Source organism: Blautia sp. DFI.9.10, assembly GCF_024461705.1.
Lineage (GTDB): Bacteria > Bacillota > Clostridia > Lachnospirales > Lachnospiraceae > Blautia_A > Blautia_A fusiformis.
Genome location: NZ_JANGAA010000002.1, coordinates 141,667 through 159,069 on the forward strand (window position 1 = coordinate 141,667; position 17,403 = coordinate 159,069).

The 17,403-nt window shown below is 46.3% G+C and carries 14 protein-coding genes and 1 other RNA gene; 11 read left to right on the top strand and 4 right to left on the bottom strand.

What is annotated here, in order from left to right; genetic code table 11:
- The first annotated feature begins 12 nt into the window (after window positions 1–12).
- The 8 genes from dnaG to rnpB all read left to right on the top strand — a co-directional run bounded on the left by dnaG (window position 13) and on the right by rnpB (window position 9,998).
- Complete coding sequence (dnaG, locus tag NE671_RS01850) at window positions 13–1,806, top strand: DNA primase (RefSeq protein ID WP_022426755.1); 1,794 nt, start codon at window positions 13–15, stop codon at window positions 1,804–1,806.
- 39 nt (window positions 1,807–1,845) lie between these two features.
- Complete coding sequence (rpoD, locus tag NE671_RS01855; RefSeq protein WP_021651146.1) at window positions 1,846–2,973, top strand: RNA polymerase sigma factor RpoD; 1,128 nt, start codon at window positions 1,846–1,848, stop codon at window positions 2,971–2,973.
- Window positions 2,966–3,694, top strand: a complete 729-nt coding sequence (locus tag NE671_RS01860; protein WP_244096000.1) for a tRNA (adenine(22)-N(1))-methyltransferase — start codon at window positions 2,966–2,968, stop codon at window positions 3,692–3,694. The genes rpoD and NE671_RS01860 overlap by 8 nt, the downstream gene beginning before the upstream one ends.
- A complete protein-coding gene (locus NE671_RS01865; RefSeq protein ID WP_022426757.1) occupies window positions 3,681–4,463 on the top strand; it encodes a Nif3-like dinuclear metal center hexameric protein in 783 nt (260 codons plus the stop codon). The genes NE671_RS01860 and NE671_RS01865 overlap by 14 nt, the downstream gene beginning before the upstream one ends.
- Window positions 4,464–4,610: 147 nt before the next feature.
- Window positions 4,611–6,278, top strand: coding sequence for a nucleoside kinase (locus tag NE671_RS01870; RefSeq protein ID WP_173740833.1), 1,668 nt, complete (start codon window positions 4,611–4,613; stop codon window positions 6,276–6,278).
- Window positions 6,279–6,493: 215 nt separating this feature from the next.
- Window positions 6,494–7,528 carry a selenide, water dikinase SelD gene (selD, locus tag NE671_RS01875; RefSeq protein WP_330641764.1) on the top strand — a complete coding sequence of 345 codons (1,035 nt, stop codon included), beginning with the start codon at window positions 6,494–6,496 and terminating at the stop codon, window positions 7,526–7,528.
- A gap of 677 nt (window positions 7,529–8,205) precedes the next feature.
- Window positions 8,206–9,579: a sodium-dependent transporter gene (locus NE671_RS01880; protein ID WP_173740832.1), complete on the top strand. Its 1,374-nt coding sequence runs from the start codon at window positions 8,206–8,208 to the stop codon at window positions 9,577–9,579.
- A gap of 68 nt (window positions 9,580–9,647) precedes the next feature.
- An RNA gene (gene rnpB / locus NE671_RS01885) (RNase P RNA component class A) lies at window positions 9,648–9,998 on the top strand.
- An 89-nt stretch (window positions 9,999–10,087) separates the two neighbouring features.
- On the opposite strand, the gene NE671_RS01890 is transcribed toward rnpB, so the two are convergent.
- The 4 genes from NE671_RS01890 to NE671_RS01905 form a co-directional block, all read right to left on the bottom strand.
- Window positions 10,088–10,972 (bottom strand): hypothetical protein, encoded by an 885-nt coding sequence (locus tag NE671_RS01890; RefSeq protein ID WP_059085225.1) that lies wholly within the window; start codon window positions 10,970–10,972, stop codon window positions 10,088–10,090.
- 555 nt (window positions 10,973–11,527) lie between these two features.
- Window positions 11,528–11,965, bottom strand: coding sequence for an aspartate carbamoyltransferase regulatory subunit (locus NE671_RS01895; protein ID WP_015525765.1), 438 nt, complete (start codon window positions 11,963–11,965; stop codon window positions 11,528–11,530).
- Window positions 11,959–12,882, bottom strand: coding sequence for an aspartate carbamoyltransferase (gene pyrB, locus NE671_RS01900; RefSeq protein ID WP_022426605.1), 924 nt, complete (start codon window positions 12,880–12,882; stop codon window positions 11,959–11,961). The genes NE671_RS01895 and pyrB overlap by 7 nt, the downstream gene beginning before the upstream one ends.
- Before the next feature lie 69 nt (window positions 12,883–12,951).
- Window positions 12,952–13,353 (bottom strand): putative ABC transporter permease, encoded by a 402-nt coding sequence (locus tag NE671_RS01905; protein ID WP_022426606.1) that lies wholly within the window; start codon window positions 13,351–13,353, stop codon window positions 12,952–12,954.
- Window positions 13,354–13,606: 253 nt separating this feature from the next.
- Here NE671_RS01905 and NE671_RS01910 point away from each other — a divergent pair, with 253 nt between their 5' ends.
- The 3 genes from NE671_RS01910 to NE671_RS01920 are packed head-to-tail and all read left to right on the top strand — an operon-like array spanning window position 13,607 to window position 17,374.
- Complete coding sequence (locus NE671_RS01910; RefSeq protein WP_022426607.1) at window positions 13,607–14,905, top strand: bifunctional folylpolyglutamate synthase/dihydrofolate synthase; 1,299 nt, start codon at window positions 13,607–13,609, stop codon at window positions 14,903–14,905.
- Window positions 14,902–16,032: a prephenate dehydratase gene (gene pheA / locus NE671_RS01915; protein WP_021650329.1), complete on the top strand. Its 1,131-nt coding sequence runs from the start codon at window positions 14,902–14,904 to the stop codon at window positions 16,030–16,032. The genes NE671_RS01910 and pheA overlap by 4 nt, the downstream gene beginning before the upstream one ends.
- 25 nt (window positions 16,033–16,057) lie before the next feature.
- Complete coding sequence (locus NE671_RS01920) at window positions 16,058–17,374, top strand: ATP-binding protein (RefSeq protein WP_044960616.1); 1,317 nt, start codon at window positions 16,058–16,060, stop codon at window positions 17,372–17,374.
- Window positions 17,375–17,403: the final 29 nt, after the last annotated feature.

Below are 17,403 nucleotides of genomic sequence, written 5' to 3' on the forward strand. Positions count from 1 at the left end.
AGAGGGATAAGCATGCGTTATTCAGATGACATCATAGAAGAAGTCCGAATGAAAAATGACATTGTAGACGTGATATCCCAGTATGTGAAACTGACACGGAGGGGGAGTTCCTATTTTGGGCTGTGTCCCTTCCATAATGAGAAAACCCCTTCCTTTTCCGTAACACCATCCAAGCAGATGTATTACTGCTTTGGCTGCGGAGCAGGAGGAAACGTATACAATTTTATCATGGAATATGAGAATTACTCGTTTGGTGAGGCACTGTCACATCTGGCTGACCGGGCAGGGGTAGAGCTTCCGAAGATCGAGTATTCCAGAGAAGCCAGAGAAAAAGCAGAACAGAGAGCAAATCTTCTGGAGATCAACAAGCTGGCAGCGCAGTACTTTTATTATCAGCTCCGGAGAGAAGGCGGAAAGGCGGCTTACAGATATCTGACAGGAAGAGGTCTTTCCGAGGAAACCATCCGTAAATTCGGTCTTGGATATTCGGACAAGTACAGTGATGATCTGTACAAATATCTTAAGGGGAAGGGCTACAGTGATGAACTCCTCCGGGAATCCGGCCTGTTCAATGTAGATGAGCGGCGAGGCATGTATGATAAGTTCTGGAATCGTGTGATCTTCCCGATCATGGATGTAAACAACCGGGTCATTGGTTTCGGAGGTCGTGTCATGGGAGATGGCAAGCCCAAGTACCTGAATTCACCGGAGACGAAGATCTTTGATAAGAGCCGGAATCTTTACGGGCTGAATGTGGCCAGGACCACCAGGAAGAATTATCTGATCCTCTGTGAGGGATATATGGATGTGATCGCCATGCATCAGGCTGGCTTTACCAATGCAGTGGCGTCGCTTGGAACTGCACTGACCTCTGGACATGCAAGTCTTGTGAAACGTTACACCAAGGAAGTCCTGCTTCTTTATGACAGTGACGGTGCAGGGATCCGGGCGGCACTTCGTGCGATTCCGATCCTGCGGGAGGCGGGAGTCACGTCCAGGGTAGTAAGCCTGAAGCCCTGGAAGGATCCGGACGAGTTCATCAAGAATGAAGGAGCGGAGGCCTTTGAGGAACGTCTGAACCGGGCCATGGACAGCTTTATGTTTCGTGTACATATTGCGGAACAGGAATTTGCCATGGATGCACCCCAGGGACAGAATCAGTTTTTTGAGCGGTGTGCCGGGATGCTTCTGGAGCTTTCCGATGAACTGGAGAGGAATCTTTATATAGAAGCCATTGTAAAGGAATACGGCCGCTATGGAGTGGGCACGGAGGATATCCGGAAAAGGGTCAACACGCTGGCTCTGAAGGGAACGCCTGCAGAGAAACGGATCCAGCCAAAGTCCGGGACTCCGGAAACAAAGAAAAAGGAATCCGCCGCAGACAAAGCACAGAAGCTGATGCTGACCTGGCTTGTAAATTATCCGGGTATTTTTGAACAGGTGGAAAAATACATTTCCCCTTCCGATTTTGTGGTACCGCTGTATAAAGAGGTAGCCCAGATGCTGTTTGAACAGCATAAGGAGGGAGAGACCAATCCGGGAAAGCTTCTCAACGCCTTTACAGACAGTGAGGAGCAGCGGGAGGTGGCATCTCTTTTTAACGCCACCATCCATCTGGAAAACGAAGGAGAACAGCAGAGGGCTTTTTCCGATGCGCTGCTGCGGATCAAGGAAGAAAGCCTCAAAGAAAAAAACCGTACCTGGGACCCGTCAGACATGGCCGGGCTTCAGGAACTGATAAAAGCAAAAAAAGAACTGGAAGACCTTGGAAGAAAGAGGCAGCAGCTGCATATTTCTTTCAATTAAGGATAAAATATAAACACTATATGGAGGTATAGAGCACCTATGGAAATGAATATGGCAAAATTCAGCGAGAAACTTGTAGAGCTTCTTGAACTTGCAAAAAAGAAAAAGAATGTGCTGGAATATCAGGAGATCAGCGACTTTTTCAAGGACTCTCCACTGGAAGTGGATCAGATGGAGAAGGTTTTTGACTTCCTGGAGGCCAGCGGTGTGGACGTTCTCCGTATCACAGAAAATAGCGGTGACGAACTCCTCCTTGATAACGATATGGATATGGATGGGATGGAAGATGAAGAAGAGGTAGAGCTTGATAAGATCGACCTCTCTGTACCGGAAGGTGTCAGCATCGAGGATCCGGTCCGTATGTACCTGAAAGAGATCGGTAAAGTCAGTCTGTTAAGTGCAGATGAGGAGATCGAGCTTGCCAAGAGAATGGAAAAGGGGGATGAAGCTGCCAAGAAACGTCTGGCAGAGGCCAATCTCCGTCTTGTTGTCAGCATTGCAAAGCGTTATGTTGGACGTGGGATGCTGTTCCTCGACCTGATCCAGGAGGGAAATCTTGGCCTTATCAAAGCTGTTGAAAAATTTGATTACAGAAAAGGCTACAAGTTCAGTACCTATGCAACCTGGTGGATCCGTCAGGCTATCACAAGAGCCATTGCAGATCAGGCACGTACCATCCGTATCCCTGTGCATATGGTTGAGACTATCAACAAGCTGATCCGTGTTTCCCGTCAGCTGCTCCAGGAGCTTGGACGTGAACCTACGCCGGAGGAAATTGCTGAGGAGATGGACATGCCGGTAGACCGTGTACGTGAGATCCTTAAGATCTCTCAGGAGCCGGTATCTCTGGAAACTCCTATCGGTGAGGAGGAAGACAGTCATCTTGGCGATTTCATCCAGGATGATAATGTTCCGGTACCTGCAGATGCAGCTGCATTTACACTTCTGAAGGAGCAGCTGGTAGAAGTCTTAAGTACGCTTACTGACCGTGAACAGAAGGTTCTCCGCCTCCGTTTCGGACTGGACGACGGACGTGCCAGAACTCTGGAGGAAGTTGGTAAAGAGTTCAATGTCACAAGAGAGCGTATCCGTCAGATCGAGGCAAAAGCTCTGCGCAAGCTGCGTCATCCCAGCCGCAGCCGCAAGCTGAAGGATTATCTTGACTGATAAAAATATATCCGTACAGCTTTCCATGCGTCTTCGTGCCATTGCCGGTATGGTAACAAAAGGAAAACGGCTGGCAGACGTAGGATGTGACCATGGCTATCTGTCGATCTGGCTTGTCAGTGAAAAAACAGTTCCGTCAGCCATTGCCATGGATGTACGTCCGGGACCGCTTTCAAGAGCCAGGGAGAATATTACCCGTTATGGCCTTGAAGATTACATAGAGACCCGTTTGAGCGACGGGCTTGCGAAGCTTGAGCCGGGAGAAGGTGATACCCTGGTGATCGCGGGAATGGGTGGTCCTCTGATGGAAAGGATATTAAAGGATGGAGCGAAGGTCCGGGAGGGGTTTCAGGAACTGATCCTGCAGCCTCAGTCGGACCTTCCTCATTTCCGGCATTTTCTTTCTGAGATCGGCTGGGAGATCGTAAGGGAAGAAATGATAAAAGAAGACGGAAAATTTTATCCTATGATGAAAGCGGTACGTAACAATGCGGGAGAAAAGACTGTTTACACAGAGGAAGAGGCCTGGTTTGGACCTCTCCTTCTGAAAAAATGTCACCCGGTCCTTAAAGAGTATCTTCTACGGGAGGAAATGATCCGTAAGAAAATACTTGCCGGTCTTTCCGGGGCAGAGTCTGTTTCCGCAAAAACTCGTCTGGCAGAAGTAAAGGAGGAAATGGAGCTGATCCATACAGCTCTGAAACGATATGAAAGCATATGAACTGATCGAATGGCTGAATGAGCACCATCCGCAAAAATTTGCGGAGGACTGGGATAATGTGGGACTGCTGGTGGGAGATGACCAGAAAGAGATTTCCCATGTATTTCTTGCACTGGATCTTACGGAACCGGTGTTGGATGAGGCGGTGGCTGCTGGTGCGGATATGATCCTTACCCATCACCCAATGATCTTTTCTGGAATCAAAAAGATCAACAATCATACCTTTACCGGAAGAAAGATCCTCCGTCTGATAAAGGAGGATATCCCGTATTTTGCCATGCATACCAATTATGATGTGATCGGAATGGCAGATTTAAGCGCAGAGCATCTGAAGCTTCAGGATACAAGGGTGCTTACAGTTACCGATGGATCCGGGGAGCAGCCGGAGGGGTTCGGAAGAGTGGGAAAGCTTCCCCATGTTATGACTCTTGATGAGTTTGGAAAATATGTAAAAGAATGCAATCATCTTCCGGATGTGCGGGTTTACGGTGATCTGGATCGGAAGATCGAGACGGTGGCGATCTGTACAGGAAGCGGAAAGAGTATGATCGGTGATGTAATGGCCGCCGGTGCGGATGTATATGTGACCGGAGATATTGATTATCATACTGCCATCGATACTATGGCAGATGGTCTGGCAATCGTAGATGCCGGACATTACGGTACGGAGTATATTTTTGCGGAAGCTATGGAGAAGGAACTGAATGCGGCATTCTCTGCGCTTAAGACAACCTGCGCCAGTGTGAAAAATCCATATACTGTTTTGTAAAAGCGGATTGCAAAAAGTGCTTGTATTCATGAATATGTAGTGGGATGGAATACGATTATCTGTTTCGGAAAAATGAATTGTGAAACACATGGCTGTCCGAAAAATCGGGCAGCTGTATAAATATATAAGCCTGTGGAGGGGATCGTTATGGAACAGACAATGATTAAAGTGACCATAAACGGAGAAACAAGGGAATACCCCAAAATGACACCGTATTCTGAGATCATAAGGGATTATGAGGGCAAAACAGAGTATCCGGTGATCCTTGTGACTGAGAACGGAAAGCTCCGTGAGCTTCACAAGAAGCTTCAGCATGACTGTACACTGGGATTTATAACCGCAAAGGACAGTGCCGGTCGAAAAACCTATCGGAGAAGTGCGATCTTTATTCTTTTGAAGGCAATTTTTGATGTAGCTGGAAAAGAGAATGTGGATCATGTTGTGATCCATTATTCTATCGGAAATGCTCTTTATTTTACCATGAAAGGCAGTGCTACCCTGGATCAGGAGCTTCTTGACCGGGTAAAAGTGCGGATGTGGGAACTGGTAGACCGGAAGCTTCCGATCTGCAAACGCAGTGTCAGCACGGATGATGCCGTTTCCATGTTCCACAGGCATCATATGTATGATAAAGAAAAGCTGTTCCGTTATCGGCGGGTTTCCAGAGTGAATATTTACAGCCTGGAAAATTTCGAGGATTATTTTTATGGATTTATGGCACCGGATACCGGCTATGTGAAGCATTTTGATCTGCAGCTTTATGATGAAGGCTTTGTGCTGATCCTTCCGAGGCAGAAGAACCCGGATGTGCTGGAGCCTTTTGAACCCCAGGATAAGATTTTCCATGTGCAGAAGGAATCGGAAGAGTGGGGCGATAAGCTGGATGTTGCCACTGTAGGAGATCTCAATGACCGGATCACAAGAGAAGGTGTGCAGAGCCTGATGCTGATTCAGGAGGCACTCCATGAGGCCAAGATTTCTTCGATTGCCGAGGAGATCCGGAGAAGGGGCAATGTAAAGTTCGTAATGATCGCAGGTCCGTCTTCTTCCGGAAAGACCAGTTTTTCTCACAGATTATCTATTCAGCTTTCTGCTCATGGTCTGAAGCCGCATCCCATTGCTGTGGATAACTATTTTGTGGATCGTGAACATACGCCGCTGGATGAATTCGGAGAAAAGAATTATGAGTGTCTGGAAGCCATTGACACGCAGCAGTTTAATGAAGATATGCTGAATCTCCTTTCGGGAAAAACCGTGGATCTTCCTACATTTAATTTCAAGACCGGATGCAGGGAATACCGGGGAGACCAGCTTCAGCTTGGAAAAGATGATATCCTGGTCATTGAGGGTATCCACGGGCTCAATGACAAATTGAGTTATGCCCTTCCAAAAGAGAGTAAGTTTAAGATCTATATCAGTGCACTGACACAGCTGAACATTGATGAGCATAACCGGATCCCCACAACGGATGGAAGACTGATACGCCGAATTGTCCGTGATGCACGTACACGTGGAACTTCCGCAAAGGATACCATTGCAAGGTGGCCTTCTGTACGGAGAGGCGAGGAGCAGAATATTTTTCCGTTCCAGGAGGAAGCAGATGTGATGTTTAATTCAGCTCTTGTGTATGAGCTTGCCTGCCTGAAGGTTTATGCGGAACCGCTGCTTTTTGGAATTGACAAGAGTGAACCGGAGTATCAGGAGGCGAAGCGGCTTTTGAAGTTCCTGGATTATTTTGTGCCGGTGCCCAGTGAAGGCGTTCCGTTTAATTCGCTTCTGAGGGAGTTTATTGGCGGTAGTTGTTTTAATGTATAAATTAATTGTATGAATAAAAAAAGCTATGTGTAGATATAAGGCTCTATGCAATGCAGATATCGGTTGGCACAAAGATGAGAAGATTAGGATTTCTCTGTGCATAGGATCTGTGGTGTGTGGAGCCTTTTGAGTGTGAATCGGAAAAGTTAAAGTCCTCTGTGGTGCTGCGGATGGATGACGGGATTTACAGGACTTAAAGGAAAGGGAAAATGATCATGAAAGAAAAAATACAATTGACAAAACTGGCTCCAAACTGTGGCTGTGCAGCTAAGGTAGGACCGGGGACTCTGGCGGGAGTTCTTGGCGGGCTGCCAAAGTTCTGTGATCCGGATCTTCTGGTTGGAACGGACACTTCGGATGATGCTGCAGTTTACCGGGTGAGTGATGATCTGGCGCTGATCCAGACACTGGATTTTTTTACGCCTGTGGCAGATGATCCTTATGATTTCGGGCAGATCGCGGCGGCCAATGCGTTGAGTGATGTATATGCTATGGGTGGAACTCCAAAGACGGCTTTGAATATTGTGGCGTTTCCGAAGGATATGGATGTGGAAATCCTCGGGGAGATCCTGCGTGGTGGTGCAGATAAGGTGATGGAGGCTGGTGCGGTTCTTGCCGGTGGCCATACGATCCAGGATGATACACCAAAGTATGGGCTCAGTGTGACGGGTTTTGTAGATCCGAGGAAGTTCTGGAAGAATTTTGGAGCGCAGACCGGAGATAAGCTGATCCTGACGAAGGCGCTGGGTGCGGGGATCGTGAATACGGCGATCAAGGCGGATCTGGTGACGGAAGGTGCACGTAAGGCGGTTTTGACTTCCATGAAGAAACTGAACCGGGATGCCTGTGAGGTTTTTAAAGAGTTTGAGGTTCATGCCTGTACGGATGTGACGGGGTTTGGTCTTGGGGGACATGCTACGGAGATGGCTGTGGCCAGTGACCGGACGGTTGTGATCGATACGGAGAAGCTGCCGGTGCTTCCGGATGTGGAGGAGTTTGCTTCTATGGGATTGATTCCGGGTGGGGCTTACAGGAACCGGGAGTTTGCTGAGAAAACCGGAGTGAAAAGTGTGGCAGAGCTCTGGCGGGAGGATCTGGTGTTTGATCCGCAGACTTCTGGGGGATTGCTGGCGGCGGTTCCGGAGAGGGATGTGCCGGAGATCATGAAGCGGCTGGATGCGGCTGGTCTGCAGGCTGGGGTGATCGGTGAGGTTGTGGATCGGCGGGAGTGGACGTTGGAGATCCGGTAGGAAATTAATTTACGAACGAATGTTTGGACGATAACGTCAGAGTGGATGGTTGCGTAGGGGGGATACTGCTGGGGAAAGTGGTGGAAGCAGAATGATGGATGGCGGATGGCGGACGACGGACGCCTGGGGGAGAGGATATCGGTCCGGGCAGGGACTCCGTCGGGGGATACTACTAGGACTCCGTGAGTCGGCTAAAAGCATTGCGGCAGGGCCAGAACTCGCCGTTGGCTCAGACAGCTGACCCTGCCGCAATAACGCCGACTCCCGCAGCCCAAGTAGTTATCACCCCTCCTCCGCAGCAGCCCAAACCGATATCCTCTCCCCCAGGCTGGTGCATCCAGCTGGCAGGAAAAATATAAAATGTGCGGAGAGTATGGTTGTGGGATGCAGAACAGGAAAATTACTGTTTACTGGTAATATTCCGCGAGGTGTTTTTTGTGAGCGAAGGTCACAGAAAACCCGAGCCATACTGCGCGAATTTATGTGATTAGCATAAATTCTGTGCACCGCGAAGCGTGTTATTGAGAATGGAGTGAACAGTAATTCAGGAAATATAGGCTCTGCATTTTTTTAATATATTGTTTGCCTGAGGGATAAAAGCATGGTATTATCATATGAGCGGAAATTGAGAAGACATAAAGAAAGAATATGAAAAATGTGACGGGAAAGGAAGAATTATGGAGAAACATAAACATGAGAGAAGTACATTTTCCGGGAAGATTGGATTTGTACTGTCTGCAGCTGGTGCTTCGGTAGGGCTTGGGAATATATGGAGATTCCCTTATCTGGCGGCAAAGTACGGCGGTGGAATTTTTTTACTGATCTATATCATTCTGGCATTGACCTTCGGATATTCTATGATCGTGGCAGAGACAGCTCTGGGACGTATGACAAAGAAAAGTCCGGTAGGTGCGTTTGGAACTTTTGGTAAATCAAAGTGGCTGTCTTTGGGCGGTTGGATCAATGCGATCATACCGGTTCTGATCGTGCCGTATTATTCCGTGATCGGTGGCTGGGTGATTAAATACCTGGTGGAGTATGTAAAGGGAGGCAGTCAGACTCTTGCTGAAGACGGATATTTTTCTGCTTTTATAGCGGATGGATTTTCTACAGAAACCTGTTTCCTGTTTTTTACACTGCTTACGCTGGTGATCATTTATGCAGGTGTGCAGAATGGCGTGGAACGAGTTTCCAAATTAATGATGCCGATACTGGTATTCTTGTCTGTGGTCATTGTCATTTATTCGGTAACGAGGCCAGGAGCACTGGAAGGTGTGAAATATTTTCTGATACCAAATATCAAAAACTTCTCCTGGATGACAGTGGTTGCGGCAATGGGACAGATGTTTTATTCTCTGTCGATCGCAATGGGTATTCTGGTAACTTTTGGTTCTTATATGAAAAAGGATGTATCTATTGAAGGGTCTACACAAAATGTAGAAATTTTTGACACAGCGATCGCAATGATGGCAGGTCTGATGATCATTCCGGCTGTGTTTGCATTCTCCGGTGGAGATCCGGATACGTTACAGGCGGGACCGGCACTGATGTTTATTACGATTCCGAAGGTATTCGCAAGCATGGGATTTGGAACTCTGGTTGGAATCCTGTTTTTTATACTGGTTCTCTGTGCAGCTCTGACCAGTTCTATTGCACTGACTGAGAGTGCAGTATCTACTTTTCAGGATGAACTGAAATGGGGGCGCAAGAAGGCGACAGTATTTGTCGGAATTATCATGGTTGTTCTCGGAAGTCTTTCTTCTCTTGGCTATGGTCCTCTGGCGTGTGTTAAGATCATTGGAATGCAGTTCCTTGATTTCTTTGATTTCCTGACGAACTCTGTCATGATGCCGATTGCAGCGATTGCTACCTGTCTTCTGATATCCAGAGTAGTTGGTACAAAGAAGATTGAAGAGGAAGTACTGCAGGAAGGTGGTACTTTCCGCAGAAAAAGAATCTTTAATTTTATGATCCAGTATCTTTGCCCAATCTTTGCGGCGATCATTCTTTTCAGTTCTGTGGCAAATGCATTTGGATGGATTTCCATGTAAAAGACATAGGAGACCAAGAAAATTCCAACTTTACAAGTCTATACACCTGTGTTAAAATAGCAGGTGCGCAGCCAGGCCAGGTGATCGCGGCTGGACAGACGAAAGGGTCCAGACGAGGAAAGTCCGGGCTTCACAGGGCAGGATGCCGGATAACGTCCGGTGGAGGTAACTCCCAGACCAGTGCAACAGAAATAAACCGCCCCGTTTTGCGGGGTAAGGGTGGAAAGGCAGTGTAAGAGACTACCGCCGCTGTGGTAACAGAGCGGGCACATGTAAACTCCATTCGAAGCAAGACCGAGAAGAAAGCCATACGGCGGCCCGTCGTGCTTTCAGGTAGGTCGCTGGAGCCTTCTGGCAACGGAAGGCCTAGATAGATGATCACCCAACGACATAACCCGGCTTATCGGTCTGACTGTGTATGATAATAAGCACATAATAAAAGCAACTGTATTTTGCAGATCTGATCTGTGAAATACCAGTTGCTTTTTTGATAAAGAATGACAGCTTTTTATAGTTTCATAGTTTTTTCTTTTTTCAGCTCCAAAATCACATCCAAAGACAAACCGGTAGTTTCAGCGATAGAAGTATCACTGAGTTTTCCTATCAGATTTCGGGCAATTTCAAGCTGCTTTTTCTGGGAACCATTGTTGAAACCATCATTAAAACCATCATTAAACAGCATCTGACCCAAACGTGTCATACGAATACACTCCTTTACATGTTCAAAATCATCATTTTCAAGAAACTTATCTGCCATAGTGTAGAGCATTGCCTCAATTTTTTGCAGATCTTCCGATGGAATATCTTTTGTATTTTCGGTCAGAGAGAATGCCTGAATGAATCGTTCCTTTTGAGAAAGTTGACCATCCATCAGAGGGATAAGTGTTAACGGAACGAGATCAGCCTTTGTAAGAATGTCTTCAGAGGAAAATTTCTCTTTCAGCGTTTCAATCAGCCTATCTGCATTGTGATTCTTCATTATGATCGGAATAATACGATAAGTATTTATTCCTTCAGTAAATGAAGTGACCGGATTTCGGATATTTCCCGAATAAAGAACGTATGTGGTGATAGAAACGCCATACTGATAACTGGTCACAGCTTCATAGGATCGAAAACGCTTCAAACCGGGAATCCCTTCATTCTTACTCTGAAATTCAAAGTGTTTCCACGTACCATCTTCCATGATGAGATTGATATCTTCATAGAATTTCTTAAGATTAAGAACAATGGACTCTGTAGGAGCAGAAGATACAACCTTTCCATCAATGCCAAGATAAGGAATCAGCTCCTCGGCAAAGAATTGAGCGGCAGTCTTTAGAACCGTATCTTCATGCTGAAATACAGTTGCAGAACCGATTTTATCATTTGTAATCATTTCTTTCTGTGTCATAAAAAATCCTTCCTGCAAAAGGAAATCAGAAAGAAATTGTCTGATTACAATATAACAGAAAAAATAAAAACAGACAATACATTTTCCTTTGCGCAACAGCTATGTGTATGTAAACTTGATAAAATGAAAAAATACCAGAATCGGTAGATTATAATAAGAATAGAAATAGAAAAACTAAAAAATGTAATACAGACAATCCTTTCCGGAAATGCAAATCTGTTTCTAAAAGAATAAAATATCTAACACAAAAAGTCAACAATAAAAAAACAGAGGAGCAATGAGCAGAAACCCACCATTTCAAAATCTATGAAAACACAGCGCCCGGTCCCCGCGTCGATATTCAGGCCTTTGCAGGAGCCGTAGTAATACTTGGTCTGCGGGAGACTGCGTTATTTTTCAAAATCATGCTGTCTGAGCGACGTCAGGAGCGAGTTCATGATTTTGGAAAATGTTTTTAGCAGTCTTTCGCAGGCTTAGTATTACTAGGCTCCGAAACAGCCAAATATCGAAGCGGGGACCGGACGCGTCCGTTTGTTAATCATGCTCATATGAACTCTATTTATTCCGTTTGCCTCTATATTTCTCCTCGCAATACTTACACCGGTAAACCTCATTCTCTTCATCTGCAAGAACAAAAATCTGATCCAGTCCCTGCTCGATGGAAGTAATGCAGCGAGGATTCTTGCATTTGATCACGTTCACAACCTGCTTCGGCAGCTTCAGCTCTTTCTTTGCAACGATCTTTTCGTCCTTGATGATATTTACGGTAATATTATGATCGATAAAACCAAGGATATCCAGATCCAGATCCTCGATGGGGCATTCAACCTTGATGATATCCTTTTTTCCCATTTTCTGGCTGCGGGCATTTTTGATGATAGCAACCGTACAGTCCAGCTTATCCAGCTTCAGGTCATGATAGATCGTCATTGCCTTGCCGGCTTTGATATGATCCAGAACATAACCCTCACGAAGAGCACCTACGTTTAACATGGCAGTTCCACCTCCAGTAATGTAAGAATCAGGGCCATACGGACATACACACCATACTGGACCTGTTTGAAATAAGCGGCACGTGGATCAGAATCCACTTCAACAGAAATCTCGTTAACACGTGGGAGTGGGTGGAGGACATACATATCCTTCGGTGCAAGCTCCATTTTCTGTTTGTCCAGAACATAGAAATCTTTCATGCGGACATAATCCTCTTCGTTGAAGAAACGTTCCTTCTGAACACGGGTCATGTACAGGATATCCAGATCCGGAAGTGCATCCTCCAGACGTTCCTCCTCGACAAACTCGACATTGTTGCGTTTCAGAACATCCTCACGGATATAGCTTGGAATACGAAGCTCCTCCGGAGAAATCAGAACAAATTTCACATTTTCATAACGGACCAGAGCCTCGATCAGAGAGTGAACGGTACGGCCGAATTTCAGGTCACCGCAGAGGCCGATGGTAATATTGTCAAGTCTGCCCTTCAGGGAGCGGATAGTTAAAAGATCGGTTAATGTCTGGGTAGGATGCTGGTGGCCGCCATCACCGGCATTGATCACCGGAATATTGGATGACATAGAAGCTACAAGCGGAGCACCCTCTTTCGGATGACGCATAGCACAGATATCTGCATAACAGGAAACAACGCGAATAGTATCGGCAACGCTTTCGCCTTTGGATGCGGAGCTGGAATCAGCAGAAGAAAAACCGAGAACCTTTCCTCCAAGATTCATCATGGCTGCTTCGAAACTTAAACGTGTACGTGTACTTGGTTCGTAAAACAATGTCGCAAGCCTTTTATCATCACAGGTATGCGCATACTTTTTTGGATTTTTCCCGATGTCGTCGGCGAGATTCAGAAGCTTATCAAGCTCTTCAACCGAGAAATCCAATGGACTCATTAAATGTCTCATGTTGTACCTCCAATTATTTACTGGAAATAAGATTCCTTCCAGTTATCATATAATATAACTGTGAGATTTTCAAGAGACTTTCCGAGGATTTTGTCGAAGAAGCCATTCGAAAAAGAGACCGGTAAAAAACCACAGAGGAGCATAGTCCAGCCGGATCACTCCTTTATACTGAAGCGGAACATGAGAATAATCCCAGGGACAGATGTGAAGCTTCTGAAAAAAAGATCCGCTTAAAAATTCCACGAAAAAAATCCCGCAGCTGTAAATGATCCCCCGTACCATAACCGGAAAGCGGGCAAGCTTGTAGTAAGCCGGACGGATCAGTGCTGCAAGTCCGTAAACAGGGAACATCAGAAGAGAGGTTTTGCCCATCATAGTAAAATGTCCGGTGACAAGAGAGTGCAGTCCTGTCCATAAGATCTCCAGACACCAGCCTGTAAAACCACATAGAAAAAAATCCTTCTTTTGCATTTTAAAGCTCCTTCTCATCAGCAGAAATCCTGCGCTTTCCGGAAAAATGTCAGTTTAACTGAATTAAGAAAGTCCCCTGCGGGGCTGCGAATATCCGCCTGGACTTTAAATATATTTAACGTGGAAAAGCGTCTTTAATAGCCTTCCCTGCCTTGAAAAAAATATACACGTGGGTTATAATGAACAAAATTATTACTGCAAAGTGAAAAAGCAGTAATGGATCATCAACACATGCGGAAGGAGAAAACAGACGATGAATTATGAAGAAAGTCGTGCCTACATCAGAGCTGCGGAATTGAAAAAGGGAATTGTTCTGGGACTGGAAAATATGAGAGAACTGATGAGGCGGCTTGGAGATCCCCAGGATGAACTGAAGTATGTTCATGTAGCGGGAACTAACGGAAAGGGTTCTGTGATCGCATATCTGTATTCCGCTTTATCAGGTGCAGGTTACCGGGTCGGAAGATATATTTCCCCGGCGGTCTATTCCTACAGAGAGAGGATGGAGGTTAACGGAGAACCTGTCAGCAGAGAGAAATTTGCAGCATATGTGACAAGGATCGCGGAGGTGATCGATGAGATCGTAAAAGAGGGAAAACCGCATCCGTCAGTATTTGAAATTGAAACTGCAGCCGCATTTCTTTATTTTCGGGATGAGAAATGCGATCTGGTATTAATGGAAGTTGGTATGGGCGGTGATCTGGATGCCACCAACATTATAAGTACTACAGTTCTTTCCATTCTGGTATCCATCAGTATGGATCATACGGCATTTCTTGGAAATACCCTAGGCGAGATAGCAGAAAAAAAGGCCGGCATCATTAAACCGAACAGTCATATGGTAACTGTAAAGCAGCAGCCGGAGGCAGAGGCGGTCATACGAAGAATATGCGCAGAACAGAATGTGCCATACGAGGCAGCAGACCAGGACAGCGCAGAGGTACTGGAAGCATCCATAACCGGCCAGACCTTTCTTTATAAAGGAGAAAAATATACAATATCCCTGGCAGGTGCCTATCAGAAGGAAAATGCGGTGGCAGCGCTCCGGGCACTGGAAATCCTGAATGAACAGGGATATCCCACAACACTGGTCCAGAGACAGGATGGATTGAAACGTACCACCTGGCCGGGAAGATTTGCACTTCTCGGGACAGAACCGGATTTTGTGGTTGATGGAGCTCATAACCCTGCAGCGGCAGACATGCTGGCTGCATCCATTGAACGGTATTTTAAGGGGAAAAGGATCATTTACATCATGGGAATGTTCCGTGACAAGGATTACCGCAAGGTCATCCAGAAAACAGAAAAATACGCAGATACCATCCTGACGATTGCGGCACCGGATAACCCCAGGGCTCTGACCCCGCAGGAGCTGGCAGATGCGGTGCGGGAATTTCATTCTGATGTAAGGCCCTTTGACAACATCGAAGCCGCAGTGGCAGAGGCCTATCAGCTGGCAGGAAAAGAGGATGTGATCATTGCTTTTGGTTCCCTGGCGTTCCTGGGGGATCTTACAGAAATTATCAGGAAACATAACGGAGGAAACCAATGACGGATTTGGAAAGATACAGAGACGAGATCGATGAGATCGACAGTGAGATCGTACGTCTCTTTGAAAAACGAATGAAGGTGAGTGAGGAAGTCGCTGAATATAAAATAAAAACCGGTAAGCAGGTACTGGATCCGGCACGTGAGAGCCAGAAGATCCATACGCTGAAAAACAAGGCCCACGGGGACTTTAACAGCCTCGGCGTGCAGGAGCTTTTTCGTCAGATCATGGCCATCAGCCGTAAGAGACAGTACCAGCTGTTGACAGAGCATGGGATTTACGGAGAGCGCAATTTCACAACTGTGAAGCATGTTCCCCTTGAAAACGCAACGGTTGTGTTCCAGGGTGTAGAGGGAGCCTACAGCTATGCGGCTATGCGGCAGTACTTTGGGAAAAATATCGAAAGCTACCATGTAAAAACATGGAGGACAGCTATGGAGGATGTAACCCATGGCAAGGCCGATTATGCGGTACTTCCTATTGAGAATTCTACTGCAGGTATCGTGGCTGATATCTATGACCTTCTTATGGAGTACAAGCTGTATATCGTAGGCGAGCAGATCATCCGTGTGGATCATGTGCTTCTGGGCATGCCGGATGCACAGATAGGGGATATCAGGGAAGTCTGCTCTCATCCTCAGGGGCTTGCCCAGTGCAAGGCATTTCTGGAGGAAAACCCTTCCTGGAAAAAGAAGGAAGTGGAAAACACCGCAGGCGCGGCCAAAAAGGTCAGTGAGGTGGGGGACAAAGGCGTGGCAGCTATCGCAAGCCGTGAGGCTGGTGAGGTATTCGGTCTGAAGGTCCTTGCAGAAAATATCTGCAGAGAAAAAGCAAACTCTACACGTTTTATTATTGTAAGCAGGAAACCGGAATACGAGGAAAAGGCCGGGAAGATCAGCATCTGTTTTGAGCTGCCTCATGAAAGCGGAACTCTTTACAACATGCTTTCCCATATTATCTACAACGGACTGAACATGACCAAAATTGAATCCCGTCCGATTCCGGGAAAATCCTGGGAATACCGTTTTTTCGTGGATTTCACAGGGAAACTTGGCGAAAGCGCTGTGGAGAATGCGTTAAGAGGAATCGAGGCGGAGGCGAATGTTCTCCGTGTTCTTGGAAACTATTAAGATACAGAGGAGTTAAATTATTATGTTGGCAAGAATTCAGGAATGTATCCTTTACCGTGGATTTTCAAACGGTGAGATACTGGACGATATGACAGAACTTATTAATCTTTATGAAGCAGATGAAGAAGCACTCAAGGCAAGAGAAGACCAGTTTTTCAAAAGTGTCAACGGGCTGGTGGAGCTGGCAGGAATGTACGGTTTTTCCGGAAATATCTGGCATACATATCTTACCTTCCTTTTGGTAAATCATGAGAATGCTTTCAGTATGGCAAGCGAGATACGAGGAGCGATCAAGGGCAGCATTAACGACCTGGCAAAAAATGATTTCCAGATTTTCAAGGAATTGTATGATTTTGACATCACGGTCTTTGATAAAGTGTTCGGAACTGTATGCTGCAGGGTGATCTGTGATTACCAGACACCGGATGAGAACAGCAAGCTCTTTAATACCAGGATCCGTGACCGTATCTGTCAGATGAGCAAAACCCTGGCAGCAGCCACCACAACCGAAGAATTTATGGATGATATGGTATCCTTCTATAAAGATTTCGGTGTTGGCAAGCTTGGTCTCCATAAGGCATTCCGTATCGGTCACGATGAGGAGGGAAAGGTGGAGATCCAGCCTATCACAAGGATCGCACATGTGAAGATCGATGATCTGGTAGGATATGAGATCGCCAAGAAAAAGCTCATTGATAATACAGAGGCATTTGTACAGGGGAGAAAGGCGAACAACTGTCTGCTCTTTGGTGATGCGGGAACCGGTAAATCTTCCAGTATCAAGGGAATCCTGAATCAGTATTATGATCAGGGACTTCGTATCATTGAGGCCTATAAGCATCAGTTCCAGGATCTTAATGAAGTCATCGCCCAGATCAAAAACCGTAACTATCGTTTTATCATTTATATGGATGATCTTTCCTTTGAGGAATTTGAGATCGAATATAAATACCTGAAAGCCGTGATCGAGGGCGGTCTTGAGAAAAAACCGGACAATGTCCTGATCTATGCCACAAGCAACCGGCGTAATCTTGTCCGTGAGCGTGCCACAGACAAGCTGGAGATCGCAGATGACAATGATCTGCATTCCTCCGACACCGTGCAGGAGAAGCTTTCCCTGGTATATCGTTTTGGCGTCCGTATCTACTTTGGCAAACCGGACAAAAAACAGTTCCAGGAGATCGTCCGCACACTGGCAGCCCGTTATGGAGTTACCATGCCGGAGGAGGAACTGCTTCTGAAAGCCAACCAGTGGGAGATTTCTCACGGCGGACTGACCGGACGTGCAGCGCAGCAGTTTATTGATTACATTGTGGGAACAGAGGAAGAAAAAAAGAAATAGTTTACCTGTGTATTGGGGGAAAGGATGAA

Bases quoted from the DNA above. Each gene is read 5' to 3' on its own strand.
- pheA (WP_021650329.1), top strand. From the start codon at position 14,902: ATGACGGATTTGGAAAGATACAGAGACGAGATCGATGAGATCGACAGT.
- NE671_RS01870 (WP_173740833.1), top strand. From the start codon at position 4,611: ATGGAACAGACAATGATTAAAGTGACCATAAACGGAGAAACAAGGGAA.
- selD (WP_330641764.1), top strand. From the start codon at position 6,494: ATGAAAGAAAAAATACAATTGACAAAACTGGCTCCAAACTGTGGCTGT.
- NE671_RS01905 (WP_022426606.1), bottom strand. From the start codon at position 13,353: ATGCAAAAGAAGGATTTTTTTCTATGTGGTTTTACAGGCTGGTGTCTG.
- rpoD (WP_021651146.1), top strand. From the start codon at position 1,846: ATGGAAATGAATATGGCAAAATTCAGCGAGAAACTTGTAGAGCTTCTT.
- pyrB (WP_022426605.1), bottom strand. From the start codon at position 12,882: ATGAGACATTTAATGAGTCCATTGGATTTCTCGGTTGAAGAGCTTGAT.
- dnaG (WP_022426755.1), top strand. From the start codon at position 13: ATGCGTTATTCAGATGACATCATAGAAGAAGTCCGAATGAAAAATGAC.
- NE671_RS01880 (WP_173740832.1), top strand. From the start codon at position 8,206: ATGGAGAAACATAAACATGAGAGAAGTACATTTTCCGGGAAGATTGGA.
- NE671_RS01895 (WP_015525765.1), bottom strand. From the start codon at position 11,965: ATGTTAAACGTAGGTGCTCTTCGTGAGGGTTATGTTCTGGATCATATC.
- NE671_RS01890 (WP_059085225.1), bottom strand. From the start codon at position 10,972: ATGACACAGAAAGAAATGATTACAAATGATAAAATCGGTTCTGCAACT.
- NE671_RS01910 (WP_022426607.1), top strand. From the start codon at position 13,607: ATGAATTATGAAGAAAGTCGTGCCTACATCAGAGCTGCGGAATTGAAA.
- NE671_RS01865 (WP_022426757.1), top strand. From the start codon at position 3,681: ATGAAAGCATATGAACTGATCGAATGGCTGAATGAGCACCATCCGCAA.